Consider the following 14,870-nt stretch of genomic DNA (forward strand, 5'->3'; position numbering starts at 1 on the left):
GTGCGGCATACACATCGCAGTCGCAGTCAAAAGGATGATTCATGAGCAATCTCGCTATCGCCGACGAAGACAGCCCCCTGGCGCCGGGCCAAATGCGCCTGTATTGCGCCGCCGAGCCGCCCTTGCAGGCGGGCGGTTACTGGCTGCAGGCGCTGCAGACGGTGGATGGCCTGAAATCCCAGCCGGCCGATAACAGTTTCGGCGTCGAAAATCCCTTTGTCGTGACGGGGCCGCGCTTCCGGTTGCCGCCGCAGGATTTGCAATGCGTCTACCCGCCGGCCAATATGGTAGGCCAATACGAGGAAGTGCTGGCCCATGTGGTGCTGCGCACGCGCACACTGCCGTGGGTGCGCAGCATCGACGGCAACACGGCCGATGCCGGCGACGACACCGGCACGATCCCGCCGTGGCTGGCGCTGTTGATGATGTATCCGGACGAGCTGAACGGCGCCACGCCGAAAACCATCAGCGTCGCCCAGCTGATCAATCCCGGCGATCCGGCCATCCTGGCGCCGACGCTGGTCAATGCGGACCGGTTGACTGCCGACGAACTGGCCTCGCAGCTGCTGGCGATCGACCTGGACCTGGCCGTCTTCCGGACGATTTCGCCAACCCTGGCCGAGTTGCCGATGCTGGCCCATGTACGCGAAGTCAATACCGACCAAAAGGAAATCATGGGCATGGTCGACGATGGCTGGTTCTCGGTGGTGGTGGGCAATCGCCTGCCCCAGGCCGGCAAGGAAAACAGCTGTTTCCTCGTCTCGCTGGAAGGCCACCAGGACCATTTGCACGGCGGCGGCGCGATTGCGCCGCAATACACGACGATACGCCTGGTCAGCCTGGCCAGCTGGAAGTTCACAGCGGCCGCCGCGCGCGGCAGTTTTCTCGACTATATGCAAAACCTGTGCGGCAGGGGCGGCGTCGACTTGCTGCAGCCGACGCACGCGCCGTTTCCCGGCACGCTGAGCGCCGCCGAGGCCCTGGCCAGGGAAGCGCTGGAAATCGGCTATCTGCCCCTGCAAAACGTCACCCGCGGCGGCGAGGTCACCACCTCATGGTATCGCGGGCCGCTGACGCCGGTGCCGACTGCGCCCGACCCGCTGGGCCCGTATTTTTACAGCGACCGGGCGATACGCTACGACCAGACCAACGGCATCTTCAACATGGCGTTTGCCAGCGCCTGGCAAATCGGCCAGTTGCTGGCGCTGTCGGACGCGGCCTTTGCGAGCGCGCTGTTTGAATGGCGCATCCGTTCCTACCAGGCGATCCAGGGCACGGTGGCGTCCAGCCATCTGCAAGCCTTTGTCCATGAATGGAATTTGCAGACCGGCCAGGCGGGGGGCGCGGCCGTGCTGGCTCCGGCCCTGCTGCAACTATTCAGCCGCGCTACGCAGCCGGCGGCGGCCCCCGCGTACATCACCGCCCACCATTTGCGCGACACGGACAGCCTGCCCGGCATGGTGCCCGGCTTGAATGAAAGGATACAGGCGGGCGAAGACCCCTTGTACCTGTTGCGGCAGCACTTGCGGCAGGCGGCCAAGGTTTAATCATTCCAACAACCCAGGAGAACATCATGTCCTACGTTTTTACCCACGCCGCCAATGCGCTGAGCATTGCCGAACAACAATACGCAACGGCCGGCACGGTGCGCTTTTCCGCATTCACCTCGTGCATCGGCTTGCTGGCCCGGAATGGCACGAACGTCACCGGCGTGCACCTGGTGATGTTTTCCAATACCGACTCCCCCTTTGACAACGCCGCCGCCGAGGCGGCGATCGCCCTGCTGGGCGCGTATCAGCAAGTGGTGGTGATCGGCCAGACGGGGATGTGGGACGATAATTTTCACGGACCGTACCAGCACCTGCTGGCCGGCCTGGCCCACCCCATCGTCATCGACGTCAACGACGGCACCTATGGCGGCCGCGTGGCCAACAATGTCTTCCAGACCTACCAGAATGGCAACTATATCAATGTGTAGGCTGTGCATCGGGGCGGCTTGAACATTCGCAAACAACATACCGGCGGGCAGGCCCGTTCCGGGAATTGAAGGAAGACTCCATGTCCACAAATCATAGTGGCAAGACGAAGCAGCTGGAAGTGTATCGGCAATCGCTGCGGCAGCCCAAGCTGAGGATGGCCAATGTGGCGAATATGGCCAGGGCGGCCGCGCAGGCGGACGGCGCCGCCGGCCAGGACGACGAGCCCATCGTCATCCCTGACGGCATCGTCAAATGGCTGGCGCAGCTGACCTTGCTGTACGGCGTGCCCTTCGAATACCTGGTGCCGGACGCGGCGATGCTGCCGCCCGAGTCCATCCGGTTTTTCTATGTCGACCAGAACTGGACCAATCGCCTGGTCGACGGCGCGGTGAATATCGCCCTGGGGTCGACCCAGGATTATGTGCATATCCTGACCACCTTCGAGCAGACGGCGCAGGCGGCCGCCGTGGCGCAAGGCCTGGTGCGGGCGCAGTTGCGCGGCAAGCCGGCGCCCGCCACGCTGGCGGTGGGCGGCACGCTGACCGGCGTGCTGCTGCGCTCGGCGGTGGTGGCCGGCTGGCCGGGCATGGAGGTGAGTGCCTTCAGCGACCAGGCCGGCACGCAAGCCTTGCCGCTGCTGCGGATGGACCGCCTGTCGGACAATGTGCTGCTGTGCATATTCAACGGCGTTCCCGAACTGGTGAATTTTTCCGAGCCGCCGGAAGGCTTGCATTTCGGCGTCATCGGCAATCCGGCGTGGTCGCCGCCGCCGCCCACCACGCAAGCGCAATACCAGGTCGCGCTGCGCGGCGTCGGCGGCAAGTTCCCCGCAGGCCAGCAAATCAATGATGCGCACGGCAATGCCTACACCTCGCCGATCACTTTCCGCGCCAGCGTGGCCGGCGTGCTGGATATCGCGCAAATCCAGGCCGACCTGACCGCCAATCTCAACGCGCAGGGCGCGCTCAACGGCAGCCCGCCGCTGTTCACCGCCTCGCAGTTCGCGGTGCAGATGATCAAGGGCGCGGGTTTGCAGCAGTTCGAGCCCGGCACGGGAAAAACTTGCAATGGGAATGTCATATGAGCACGCCTATCAATAATCCGATCTGGGCCGGCCCCTGCCTGTTCACGCCGCTGTACCTGGAAGCGCTGATGACGGGGCAAAAGAACCAGACCGGCGACTGGGCCGCCGTCGCCGTCCAGTACGACCAGTTGGGGCTGCGCGGCGGGCAGGTCCAGCCGTCGGCCTTCCAGGTCGGCACGCCGCCGGCCACGGGCATCCAGCTGATCTGGACGCCGCCCAGCGCCTTGCGCCATGGACAAACCGACGAGCTGGGCGGGGTCAGCTATCCCTGGCTGCCCAACCGCTGGCTGGTGACGCGCAGCTTTATCGCCGAGCCCGGCGATGTGCCGGCCATCACCGCATGGGTGCTGGAATCCGATTACCTGGGGCCGCAGGGCGCGCGCAGCTTCCCCGATCCCAGCGGCGGCACGACCGCCTACCTGATCGGCCGGCGCTTCGATATCGGCGCCTGGGCCGGCACGACGTCGACCTACGACCAGCCCTTCCTGCAAGCGATGGGGCCGGGCGATCCCAGCTACGTGGCGATCTACGACAATATGAGTAATGTGCTGGCCTTCCACGACGACATGCAGGGCGCCGCGAACGGCTTGTACAGCTACAGCGTCTGCGGCTGGTTCGCCACGCCCTCGTGCGACCTGCTGTATGGAAAAACGCCCGCCACGCCGGACGGCTTTACCAGCGAAGCGCAGTGGCAAGACATCATGGCGCGCATGCGCTGGACGGTCGGCAACGATGCCGACCTGGCGGACGCCGAACAGAATTGGCAAGCCTGGCTGCTTGAGCATCCGGTCACGGGCGGCCCGGCGCTGACGCCGGCGCAGCAAGCCTGGCCGGCGCAAAACCTTTGCCACGGCATGGTGTACAACCTGCAGTGGCACGGCCCCGCCGCGTTTTATCCCATCAATCCGATTTTGCAGGGCACCACGCCGCCCACCGTCGCCGTGGGCGCGAATTCGGCCGAGTCCCTGTCGGCCTGGCTGGCCAGCGCCATCGGCAGCGCCGACGCCGAGGATTTGCTGCTGGCCTTCCAGCAAGACATGATTTTCGACTATGTGCGCAATCCCAGCGCCTTCTATATGCAGGCGCAGGCGGCGCGCTTCGCCTCCAGCGATGGCGGCCGGCAGTGGATCGCCTACCAGTCCGGGCAAACCTCGTCGTCGGGGACCATCCCCTCGGGCAGCTATTCGGTGCCGCTGGATGCGTCCGCCACCGATGCGCTGACCGCCCTGAACAGCCAGCAAGCCGCGCTGGACAGCAATACCGACCTGCTGGCCGCGCTGCAGTGGCAGTTGTACGCGGCCTACTGGAAAAAGGAAAACTGCCCGCGCGCCGACCCCGACTACCAGACCATCATGCAGCTGGTGCAGCAGCAGATCGCCAGCCTGACGCCGCAAATCGATGCGCTGTCCAGCCAGATCGCCGGCCAGGCCGCGCAGCTCGAACAAAGCAAGGCGCAGCTGCTGGCGCGGATCGCGCCGCTGCAACTGGCGCTCGATACCGTCAATCAGGCGCGCTTCGACTATCGCCAGGATCCGGTGATCTTGCTGGCCGGCGCCAACCAGGACACCAAGTTCGCGCCACCCGGCATCTATGACGACGACTCGGCATTGTTCACGCGCTTCACCGGGCAGACGATACGCGCGATCCATGTGGTCTACAGCAGCGACGCGGTGAATGTGAATGTAACGCTGAACACGGCCGACTTTGCCGACATCGCCTGGCCGACCGGCGTGCTGATTCCCAAGGAAATGGGCGACTACTGGTTCGAGACCTTTTTGCTCGACACCAATAGCGCGCGCCTGATCGCCCAGCGCGCGTTCGCCAAGGCCGGCGTGACGCCGACGCCCGCGCAATTGGCCGCGTTGACGCAGCAAATCCAGGCGCAGCAAACGCTGCTGTGGAACCCGACGCAATATGTCGATGCGCGCACGCTGGCCGAGACGGCCGGCATGCTGGGCGTGCCGCCGATGAAATCGTCGGTGGCGCTGTGGACGCCGCCATGGTCGCCGATCTTCCTGGACTGGGAAATCGAGTGGCACCCCAGCGCGCTGACGCCGCAGCACATGCTGGACGACTGGGTGCTGGGCGAAATCGATTTTGAATGGCTGGGCACGCAAGTGGCGGCGATGGCGGGGCTGTATTCGGGGCGCAGCCTGGTCAACGGCGAGGGCGCGCAGGGCTTGAAGGACAAGCTGAACGATTTCCTGGACAGCGACCCCAACGCTGCGTCGCTGCCGCAGTACCAGCTCGACCAGCTGCGCCAGATGGCCGCCACCATCGGCCGCTTCGATGTGCTCACGCAATCGATGTCGGGCGTCGTCCAGCAGCTGATCATGCAGCAGCTGAAGATGAGCAAGCTGAACGCGATCCAGCAAGCGGCGGTGGCGAAATACCTCTTGAGCGCCGCCAGCTATCTGCCGGCCACCGCCGGCCCGTTCTTCCCCATCCACGCCGGCCACTTCCGCTTCACCCGGCTGCAAGTGGTCGACGCCTACGGGCAGATCCTGCGCGGCTCGCAACTGTCCGACAACCTGGTGCCGATACGCAGCAAGAGCCTGACGACGCCCGGCGCCGGCACCAGCAATCAACAATATATGCAGCTGGCGCCGCGCGTCACGCAAGGCCAGCGGCTGGACTTCCGCATGGTACAGTTCGACAACGACGCAGTGCGCAGCAACAGTTCCGACCAGACCAGCCCCATCTGCGGCTGGGTCATCCCCAACCATATCGACCACAGCATGGTGGTGTTCGACGCGGAGGGCAACAACCTGGGCGAGGTGCTGATGATCGACAACAGCGACGACGGCGCCTCGGATGGCACGGGCTTGCGCTGGGATGCCGTGCCGGGTAGTAATTCCGTGCTGGGCGGCGCGCCCGAGTTCGGCACGTCGCTGCGGCACCTGAACGGTTTCGTCAACGGCTTGCTGCTGTCGGCCGCGCAGGGCAGTTCGGCGATGCAGAGCCTGCTCGACGTGATCGATGCCAGCTTGTGGAAGGTCGATCCGCTCGGCCAGCCCATGCAGGGCAACCTGGCGATCCTGCTGGGGCGGCCGCTGGCGATGGTGCGCGCGCTGGTCACGCTGGGCGTCGACGGCACGCCGGCCTGCGACCAGTCCTATCTGAACACGGGGAAAAATGTCACGAATGGTTTCACCAGCGTGCCATTGCCGCTGCGGATAGGCGATATCGGCCTGTCCAACAACGGCGTGATGGGCTATTTCCTGGACGACGACTTCAGCCATTTCTATCCCTACCACGGCTACGATCCGACGCTGGCCGTGCCGCGCCGCGTGATCGCCAGCGGCATCGCGCCGGCGCAGATGCTGGACCAGATCGACGGCCTGCTGGCGGCGCCGGCCGCGGCGGCATATGCCGACGCCGGCGCCAACCCCTATGTGGTCGCCAATCCCGGCTTCAGCCTGCCGCCCGACTGCAGCACCACCCATACGCTGACCATCCTGGTCGACCCGCGCGGCTGGATACCGGCAATCAGCGGCTATCTGCCCGTGCAATGGCTGTCGCTGCCGGCCGGGCCCGTCAACAAGGCGCTGTCGACTATGTTCGTGACCTTCCGCACCGGTCCGGTGCTGCTGGAAACGGCGCAGCAATCCGCGCAGATTGCGTTGCCGCTGCCGGCCGCCATCAACGGCAAATGGACGTGGGTGGAGCGTTCCGGCGTGACCACATGGAGCGAAAGCGCGCCGCTGGCCAGCAGCGATTCGGTGGCCGGCCTGCCGGCATCGCGGCCGGTGCTGAGCGAAGGCTGGCTGAAACTGAGCGGCGCGGAGGGCAGTCCCTAGCGCCGGCCCGGCCTGGTTGAAACACACGCCATCCGTCCATTATTGAAGGAACCAACATGACCTCCTGCGTCTTTGCCTATGTGCTCAACCCCGGCAGCGTGCAAGCCAATACCCGCGCCAATTTCACGCTGGTGGCCAGCAATGGCGCCAGCGCGCTGAACCTGACGACCGACGATGAAATCTATCTGGGACTGCCGGTCGGCACCGGCGCGACCGACCTGACGCCGGACCTGAACGACATCAATACCCAGGCGCCGCCGGGCTGGCGCTTCAGCAAATATGCCTCGCCCGGACCATATAATTTCGTGATATCGCCGACGCGAAACCTCACCGTGGCCGCGAACGCCGCGCTGGTGTTCCAGTTGAATAATGTGATCATCAACGCCACCCAGGGCAGCAGCCAAGTGGCGCTGCAGGAGTATATCGGCAGCGGCGACGCCGGCACGGCATTCCCCGTGCTCAAGAGCGAGGCCGTGCTGAGCATCATTGCGCAGGCTATCCCCACGACCGTGGGAAGGAAGCAGACCACCACGCTCAAATGGACGGCCGCCAAAGCCGCCTACGTGACGATTTCGCCGCTGAACGTGCAGGTCGACACGGTGGGCCAGCTGGTCACCACGCCGTCGTCCGACATCAGTCCCGAGGCGCCGCAAGTGACGTATTCGCTGACCGCGTGGACACCGGACCAGCAGTTCGCCCGCGACAGCGTCACCGTCACGATCAGCCAGCCGGTGATCAATCGCTTCGATCCGCAAAACAGCCCGCCCATCAACTACAACGATTCCGTGACCTTGCAGTGGGACGTCGCGTATGCGGAAAAGACCACCTTGAGCCTGCCGCAGGGCCAGGTGCAAAAGCCCGCAACCGGCACGCAGACGGTGCAGCCGAAGACCATGTTGCAAGGCAATAGCAATATCGCCACCTATACCTTGTGGGCCAGCGGCGCCGGCAATCCGGCCACGAAGACCGTGCAAATTCCCTTCAATCCGGTGGCCATCGATTATTTCCGCTATCCGGCGGTGGGCGTCACCAACAGCTACGAATTCTACGTGACCAATGGCGTGGGACGGGTCGACCAATTCGCCGGGTATTTCCAATTGACGGCCACCGGTCCCAACGGCCCGCTGGTGCAATACCTGGGCAATTATCCGGCGCTGCAGATCCAGGTGTTTGTCGCCAGCGCTTCCCCGGTCAGCGCCGGTACGCCGGTCACGCTGACGTGGCAGACCGTGCACGCGCAGGCGTGGACGCTGACGGCGAACGGCCAGGGCGTGCCCATCGACGCGGTGGCCAGCGGCACGGTGGTGGTGACGCCGGCGGTGACCACCACCTACATCCTGAGCGCGGGCGAGGGCGCGGGCAATACCCTGACGAGTTCGCTGCAGGTGGCGATCTCCGCCTGACGGGCGGCGACTACATTCATTCAACATTCAAGGAGCGATTCCATGCCCAGCATCGAAGACGTCATTTATGTCGCAGTCCGCAAAGTCAAACCGTCGTTGACGGAAACCGAACTCACGCCGGCCACCCGCTTTGACCAATACAATATTTCGTCACTGGAAATGGCGATGATCGTCTTCGAGATCAACGACTATTTCGACATTGAAATCGAGCCCTACACCTTGATGACGCTGGCGTGCATAGACGACGCCGTCCAGCTGATCGAAGGCTTGCTGACGCCCCGCGTCCAGGTGCAGGGCAGCCATGGTTGACGCCAAGCTTAGCAGCGCGCGGCTCGGCACGTTGGCCGGTGCGCCGCCCGACGACGAGCGCGTCGTGATTACCGGCCTGGGCTGTGTCTCCGCGCTTGGCGTTGGCGTGGCGCCGTTCTGGCACGCGGTGTCGCGCGGCGAATCGGCGCTGCGCATGGTCAAGCGAGCGCAGGCGAATCACGAAGTCAGCGCGATGGCGGCGCCCGTCGACGATTTCCAGTTGCACCAGTATATCGTCACGGCACAACAGCCGCTGCTCGATCCCTTCGCACAATATGCCCTGGTTGCCGCGCAAGAAGCGCTGCGCGACGCCAGTTGGCATCCGCAGGCGCTCGATCCCCGGCAGGTGGCGGTGATCCTGGGCACGACCAGCGGCGGCGAAGCCAGCCGTGAGCAGGAGGCGGTGCGGTTCTTTCATTTGGGAAAACGGCGCTGTAATCCTGCGTTGGTGCCGCGCACCAACCACCAGGCTTCGGTGGCTGCCATCTCGATGGAGTTCGGCTTCACCGGACCAGCCTTCGTGGTGCACAGCGGCTGCGCGTCGGCGACGCACGCGATCGCCCAGGCCTACCTGATGCTCAGGCACGGCCAGGCCGCTTTCGCGCTGACGGGCGGCAGCGAAGCCAATGTGATCTTTTCCACACTAGTGGCGTTTGAAGCTATGGGCGTGATGGCAACGGATACCTGTCGGCCGTTTTCGCTGCACCGTAGCGGCATGGCGCTGGGCGAGGGCGCCGGCGTTCTGGCGCTGGAAACGCTGGCTTCGGCTAGGCGGCGCGGCGTGCGCATCTATGCCGAACTGGCCGGCGTGGGTATGAGCTCGGATGCGCGGGATGCCGTCAATCCCAGCGCCAGCGGCTCGGCGGACGCCATGCGTAAAGCCTTGCGCATGGCCGACTTGGACGCCGGACAGGTCAGCTACATCAATGCCCACGGCACCGGTACGCAAGCCAACGACCAGGTGGAAAGCGCGGCGATCCGCGACGTGTTTGGCGCGAGGCCGCCGTGCGTATCATCCACCAAGGCGGTGCACGGCCACGCGCTGGGCGCGTCGGGCGGCTTCGAGCTGATCGCGACCACGCTGGCCATGCACCATGGCTTTATCCCGCCGACGGCGAATTTCCTAGAGGTGGACCCATTGTGCGGACTGGACGTGGTGCCCAACCGGGGCCGCGAGCAACGGATACAGGCTGCCCTGTCGAATTCCTTCGCGCTGGGTGGCTTGAACGCGGTGGTGGCGGTCACACGATATGACTGACGCCATGACGGACAGCCTGACCGGCCGGCGCCGCGTAGTCGTCACCGGCATGGGCGTGATCTCGGCCGCCGGAAATACCCTGGCGGATTTTTGGGACCATCTGTGCGCCGGGCGTAGCGGCATCGCCGAGGTCCAGCGCGGCGGAGAGCAATGGGGGGGCGGCGAAGCCGTTGCACACCTTGCGGCCCAAGTACGGCTACCCGGCCACTACCGGCTGCCGCCGCATATATCGCCGGAATCGCTGGACGATTTTTCCGTGTTCGCGCTGCACGCCGCCGAACAGGCGCTGCAACAGGCCGGCATGGCGCAATTGCTTGCGCGGCGGCAATCCATCGGCGTGGTGCTGGGCAGCGCCGTCGGCGGCGACGAGGCGCGCAACCTGGCCACTTATAGGGTGTATATCAAGCAGCGTCCGCCGGCGCCACAAACTATCATCCGCGCCATGGCGAATTCCGCCGTGGGCGCGGTGTCGCTGGCGTATGGTTTGCAGGGGCCGTCGCATGCGGTGTCGTCCGCCTGCGCCTCGGGTACGCATGCGATCGGCCAGGCCTATCATTTGATTGCCAGCGGCCTTGCCGATGTCATGCTGGCCGGCGGCAGCGAACAACTGCCTTCGTACAGCCTATACCGCTCGTGGCGCCAGATGCGCGTGCTGTCGCCGGACGGCTGCCGGCCGTTTTGCGCCGATCGCAACGGCATGGTGCTGGGCGAGGGCGCCGCTGTGCTGGTGCTGGAATCACTGGCTTCCGCGCAGGCGCGCGGTGCGCCGATTTTGGGCGAGATATGCGGTTTCGCGATGAATGCGTCGGCCACGGACTGGACGATCCCGGATAGTCAGACTATGGCGCGCTGCATGACGCAAGCGCTGGGGTCGGCCGGCTGGGACGCGGCACAAGTGGGCTTCATCAACGCCCACGGCACCGGCACGCTATTGAACGATGCCGCCGAGGCGCAGGCCATCCATAGCGTCTTCGGCGCGCATGCGCGAGATTTGCCGGTGTCCTCGTCCAAGGCGATGCACGGTCACGCGCTGGGCGCCAGCGGCGCGCTGGAATGCGTGGCTGCCTTACTGGCGCTGCGCGAAGGAAAAATTCCACCGAACGGCGACAGCCATCAAGCCGATCCCGGCTGCCCGTTGAACATCATCCACGGCGCCCCCCGCGCCCATGGCGGCGCGTATGCCTTGAGCAATTCATTCGCCTTTGGCGGCTTGAACGGGGTGCTGGCGCTAGGGCGCCAAGACTGCCATGACCACCCTCATGACTTACACGGAAGCCATCATGAACTTTAAGAAAATCTATTACCAGGCCAAGGACAAGCTGATCACCTACAAGATTGTCAGCGTGTTGAATCCCGTATTCAATCTATTCATCGGCGGCGACAAACGTCCCATCTTTTTCGATATCGACCAGGTGTATCCAGCCTTGCGCCTGCTGGAACAGCATTACGCCGAGATCAGGGCGGAGCTGGACCAAGTGCTGCCGATGCAGCACCGGATGCCACGCTACCATGACATCGACGACGATTTGCTGTATGCGTCCGGGCGCTACAACCGGGACAAGCACTGGAATGTGTTCATGCTGTATTGCTATGGCGAAAAGCCCAAATTCAACCGCGAGCAATGTCCCAGGACCTGCGAGTTGCTGGCGGCGATACCGTATCTGTGCCAGGGCTTTTTTTCGATACTCGATCCCGGGAAATCCATCCCCCGCCACACCAGCCCGTCGCGCTACTACCTGCGCTACCACCTGGGCATGAAGGTGCCAGAGCAAAATCCCCCCTTCATCCTGCTGACCGACAAGAAATACACATGGAAGGAGGGCGAGGCGGTGTTGTTCGACGATAGCTGGGACCATGAAATTATCAATCATGCCAGCCAGTTGCGCGCCGTGCTGATCGTCGATGTGTTGCGTCCCATGGCCTGGCCGGCGCATCTACTCGGTAGGTTGGTGATGTTGCTGGCGCGCTGGATCTATGCGGTGGAAACGCACCGCCGGGCCAGCAATTTTGTCTGGAAAGTCGATTAAGCGCGCCGCCCGGTGTCCCGCAACCTGAGTAAGAGAGGCATACATGCAGCAGTCCAGTGCGATCATCATCACCGGCGGCAGCCGTGGAATCGGCCAGGCGCTGGTCCGCGACGCCCTGGCGCAAGGGAGGCGCGTCGCCACCTGCAGCCGCCACGAAAGTGCCTTCATCCGCGAATTGCGCGCGGACGATCCCGGCGGAGAGCATTTTTTCTGGCGCGCGCTGGACGTCGCCGACGCCGACGCATCGAAAAAATTCGTCAAGGATGTGGCCCGTCATTTTGGCTCAATCGGCGGCCTGGTGAATAACGCCGGCATCAGCGACGGCCAGTTTTTGTCGCTGACGCCGGATGACATGCTGCACCGGCTGTTGAGCATCAACCTGGAGGCGGTGATACGCATGACCCGCCAGGTCGTGCCCTATCTGCTCAGGGAAAACGGTGGCTCCATCATCAGCATCGGTTCCATCTCGGGCAAGCGCGGCTTTTCCGGCTTGTCTGTCTATGGCGCGACCAAGAGCGCGCTGGAAGGCTTCAGCCGCTGCCTCGCGCGGGAACTCGGTCCCCGCGCGGTGCGCGTGAACATGGTCGCGCCCGGTTTGTTGAGCACCGATATGCTGGCGGCAACTAGCCAGGCCGAACAGCAGCAAATCATCGCGCTGACGCCGATGGGACGGCTGGGCTCGGTCGATGATGTAACCGGCATCGTGCGCTTCCTCTTGTCCGACGATGCGCGCTTCATCACGGGTCAAAGCATCGTTGTCGACGGCGGCTTCATTTGCTGACCATTTCATTGTTCGCCTATCAGGCACGGAAGGAAGCGCATGGCCACACTCTGGTTTTCCCGGGATGGCGGGGAATTTGACGGCAGCGAGCCGTGTTATTCTGAACCGTCCGACTTCCCGTGGGTGGACCGCCTCGAATCGCAATGGACCATCATCCGCGATGAGTTGGCGGCGCTGCTGGCGCATGAGATCATACACTTGATACCCTATCCGAACGATGAACTAACTTCGTCGCCGCTGCGGTGGAAAACCTTCGCGCTGATGTTCTGGCTGCACGAGCTGAAGCATAACTGCGCACAATGTCCCAAGACCTGGGCCTTGCTGAAGGACATACCCGGCATCAGCAGCGCTTCATTCAGCTTGTTGGAACCGCATACGGCGATCAATCCGCACCGCGGTGACACCAATGCGACGATACGCTGCCATATGGGCATAGCGATTCCCGCTCAGGCCCCCGATTGCGCATTTCAGGTGTCCGATGAAGTCCGCAGCTGGCAGGAAGGGAAGTTGATGATGTTCTGCGACGCTTATGCGCATGCGGCCTGGAACAACACAGATTGCCAGCGCTATATCCTGATCATCGATATCTTCCGGCCGGAATTCCTAGCGAAAAAACGTTTTGTCGCGAGACGGGTTCTAGCGTCGATACTATCCGACATGTGCTACCAGCGCCTGGCGTGGCTGCAACGATTCTTCACGTTCAAACTTGCCGAGGCCATGTTGTTCCGGATGCTGCATATCCGCCTGCTTACGCGGTTTTTACTAGATAAACTCAGCCGCTGAGTCCCTGGTATTTCTGCTGCAGCCCGGTGGCGAACAGGCCGAACTGCGAAATCCGGCAAAACCATATCATGTTGACCCTGTGCTGTAGCCACATGCCCAGCCTACGCCGACTGACACCAACGGCGTCAGCACCAGGCTGGTGCCAGGTTGTCCGGCGAGAACTGGTTCAGCCACGCGTCGAGATCAGCTTGACGGGGCTTTGTTGCATAAATCAGCTGAGGTCGTAATTCCCCAAACCCCAGGCGCAATTACGGCATGGTCACCGCCACAGTCGTGGGCGTGCCCAACCGGGTAAACCGATTAAGGTTGGCGGCACGGACCTGCAGTTCGGCGACCTGTCGGTCGAAGTCACGTGCCATGACACGCTCACCAAGCAGCTTGAAGCAACGCATCTTAGTCTCGACAAGGCTGCGCCGATTATAGCCGCTCCACTTCTTCCAGATTTTCCTGCCCAGCAGGCGCGTGGTGGCAAGGATGGCGTTGCGGGCTGTGGCGCCAGGACGCTGGTCCTTCCATGGCTTGGCATTCTTGCGAGTTGGGATGACCGCCTGTGCCCCACGTTGCGCGATCGCTTCATGTCAACCTTTGGTGTCGTAGGCACCATCACCGCTGACGCTTGAGACGGTCTCGTCGGCGGGAATCTGGTCAAGCAGGCATGGCAGTATCGGCGCATCGCCTGTGGCGTTGTCGGTCACTTCAATAGCCCGGATTTCCAGCGTGGCCGCATCAATGCCAAGGTGGACCTTACGCCACTGACGACGGTAGTCGGCCCCATGTTTTTTGGCATCCACTCGCCTTCGCCCAGTATCTTGATGGGGAGAACAGGGGAAACGGGAAAAATCGTACGCTAAGGTTTTTCCCGGGTTGCTCAGCTAATTTGTGAGTTTGTTGCGGGCCAGCAGTCGCGCCACCGTAGACGGATGGACATTGAACAGGCGCGCGGATTCGGCGGCCGTTTTCTGGCCAGAATTGACCAGGTGGACAATTTCCTTTTGTTGCGTTGGCGTGAGCTTGGGACGGCGACCGCCGATACGGCCTTCTTCGCGGGCGGCCAACAAGCCACTGTGGGTGCGCTCGCGCAACATGGCGCGTTCGAACTCGGCGAACGATCCCACAATTTGCATCATCATGCGCCCGGCCGGTGAGGTGGTGTCGACGGCTTCGGTAAGGCTGAGGAATCCAGCACCGGTTTTCTCGACCCTATCCATGAGGGTCAATACGTCCTTGAGCGAGCGTGACAGGCGGTCGAGCTTCCAGACAACCAGCACATCATCCTTGCGCAAATGATCGAGCAGGCGGCTCAGTTCCGGACAATTCCAACGGCCAGCCGACACCTTCTCTTCAAATATCCGTCCGCACCCCGCCGCGTTCAACGCCGCGATCTGTGCCGTGTTGTCCTGGTCTTGGGTGGAGACACGGGCATAACCGATTCGCATGAGTTTGCCC

12 protein-coding genes and 1 pseudogene are annotated in these 14,870 nt (G+C 63.4%); 11 read left to right on the forward strand and 2 right to left on the reverse strand.

Annotation, left to right across the window (positions count from 1 at the left end; genetic code table 11):
* Positions 1-41: 41 nt before the first annotated feature.
* From CSZ94_RS12130 to CSZ94_RS12180, 11 genes are all read left to right on the forward strand, one after another.
* The gene (locus tag CSZ94_RS12130; RefSeq protein ID WP_102121739.1) at positions 42-1,547 is read left to right on the forward strand and encodes a hypothetical protein; all 1,506 of its coding nucleotides are present in this window, start codon (positions 42-44) and stop codon (positions 1,545-1,547) included.
* Between the two features lie 26 nt (positions 1,548-1,573).
* On the forward strand, positions 1,574-1,978 hold the full coding sequence (locus CSZ94_RS12135; protein ID WP_102121740.1) for a hypothetical protein: 405 nt from the start codon (positions 1,574-1,576) through the stop codon (positions 1,976-1,978).
* A gap of 80 nt (positions 1,979-2,058) precedes the next feature.
* Positions 2,059-3,063 (forward strand): hypothetical protein, encoded by a 1,005-nt coding sequence (locus CSZ94_RS12140; protein ID WP_102121741.1) that lies wholly within the window; start codon positions 2,059-2,061, stop codon positions 3,061-3,063.
* Positions 3,060-6,863, forward strand: a complete 3,804-nt coding sequence (locus CSZ94_RS12145) for a hypothetical protein (protein ID WP_102121742.1) — start codon at positions 3,060-3,062, stop codon at positions 6,861-6,863. Before CSZ94_RS12140 ends, CSZ94_RS12145 begins: the two co-directional genes overlap by 4 nt.
* Positions 6,864-6,919: 56 nt before the next feature.
* Positions 6,920-8,266 (forward strand): hypothetical protein, encoded by a 1,347-nt coding sequence (locus CSZ94_RS12150; protein WP_102121743.1) that lies wholly within the window; start codon positions 6,920-6,922, stop codon positions 8,264-8,266.
* Between the two features lie 42 nt (positions 8,267-8,308).
* Complete coding sequence (locus CSZ94_RS12155) at positions 8,309-8,575, forward strand: acyl carrier protein (RefSeq protein WP_102121744.1); 267 nt, start codon at positions 8,309-8,311, stop codon at positions 8,573-8,575.
* On the forward strand, positions 8,568-9,833 hold the full coding sequence (locus tag CSZ94_RS12160) for a beta-ketoacyl-[acyl-carrier-protein] synthase family protein (RefSeq protein ID WP_102121745.1): 1,266 nt from the start codon (positions 8,568-8,570) through the stop codon (positions 9,831-9,833). Before CSZ94_RS12155 ends, CSZ94_RS12160 begins: the two co-directional genes overlap by 8 nt.
* The gene (locus tag CSZ94_RS12165) at positions 9,826-11,124 is read left to right on the forward strand and encodes a beta-ketoacyl-[acyl-carrier-protein] synthase family protein (RefSeq protein WP_102121746.1); all 1,299 of its coding nucleotides are present in this window, start codon (positions 9,826-9,828) and stop codon (positions 11,122-11,124) included. The genes CSZ94_RS12160 and CSZ94_RS12165 overlap by 8 nt, the downstream gene beginning before the upstream one ends.
* A complete protein-coding gene (locus tag CSZ94_RS12170) occupies positions 11,114-11,860 on the forward strand; it encodes an aspartyl/asparaginyl beta-hydroxylase domain-containing protein (protein ID WP_102121781.1) in 747 nt (248 codons plus the stop codon). Before CSZ94_RS12165 ends, CSZ94_RS12170 begins: the two co-directional genes overlap by 11 nt.
* Positions 11,861-11,903: 43 nt before the next feature.
* Positions 11,904-12,641, forward strand: coding sequence for an SDR family NAD(P)-dependent oxidoreductase (locus CSZ94_RS12175; protein ID WP_102121747.1), 738 nt, complete (start codon positions 11,904-11,906; stop codon positions 12,639-12,641).
* A gap of 39 nt (positions 12,642-12,680) precedes the next feature.
* On the forward strand, positions 12,681-13,424 hold the full coding sequence (locus CSZ94_RS12180; RefSeq protein WP_102121748.1) for an aspartyl/asparaginyl beta-hydroxylase domain-containing protein: 744 nt from the start codon (positions 12,681-12,683) through the stop codon (positions 13,422-13,424).
* A 248-nt stretch (positions 13,425-13,672) separates the two neighbouring features.
* On the opposite strand, the pseudogene CSZ94_RS28660 reads toward CSZ94_RS12180, so the two are convergent.
* Both CSZ94_RS28660 and CSZ94_RS12190 read right to left on the reverse strand, forming a co-directional pair.
* Positions 13,673-14,296 (reverse strand): annotated as a pseudogene (locus tag CSZ94_RS28660) (IS5 family transposase).
* Positions 14,297-14,860, reverse strand: coding sequence for a recombinase family protein (locus CSZ94_RS12190; protein ID WP_102121750.1), 564 nt, complete (start codon positions 14,858-14,860; stop codon positions 14,297-14,299).
* Between the last annotated feature and the right edge of the window lie 10 nt (positions 14,861-14,870).

Origin of the sequence: Janthinobacterium sp. ROICE36 (assembly GCF_002869965.1) — a bacterium.
Classification (GTDB): domain Bacteria; phylum Pseudomonadota; class Gammaproteobacteria; order Burkholderiales; family Burkholderiaceae_D; genus Janthinobacterium.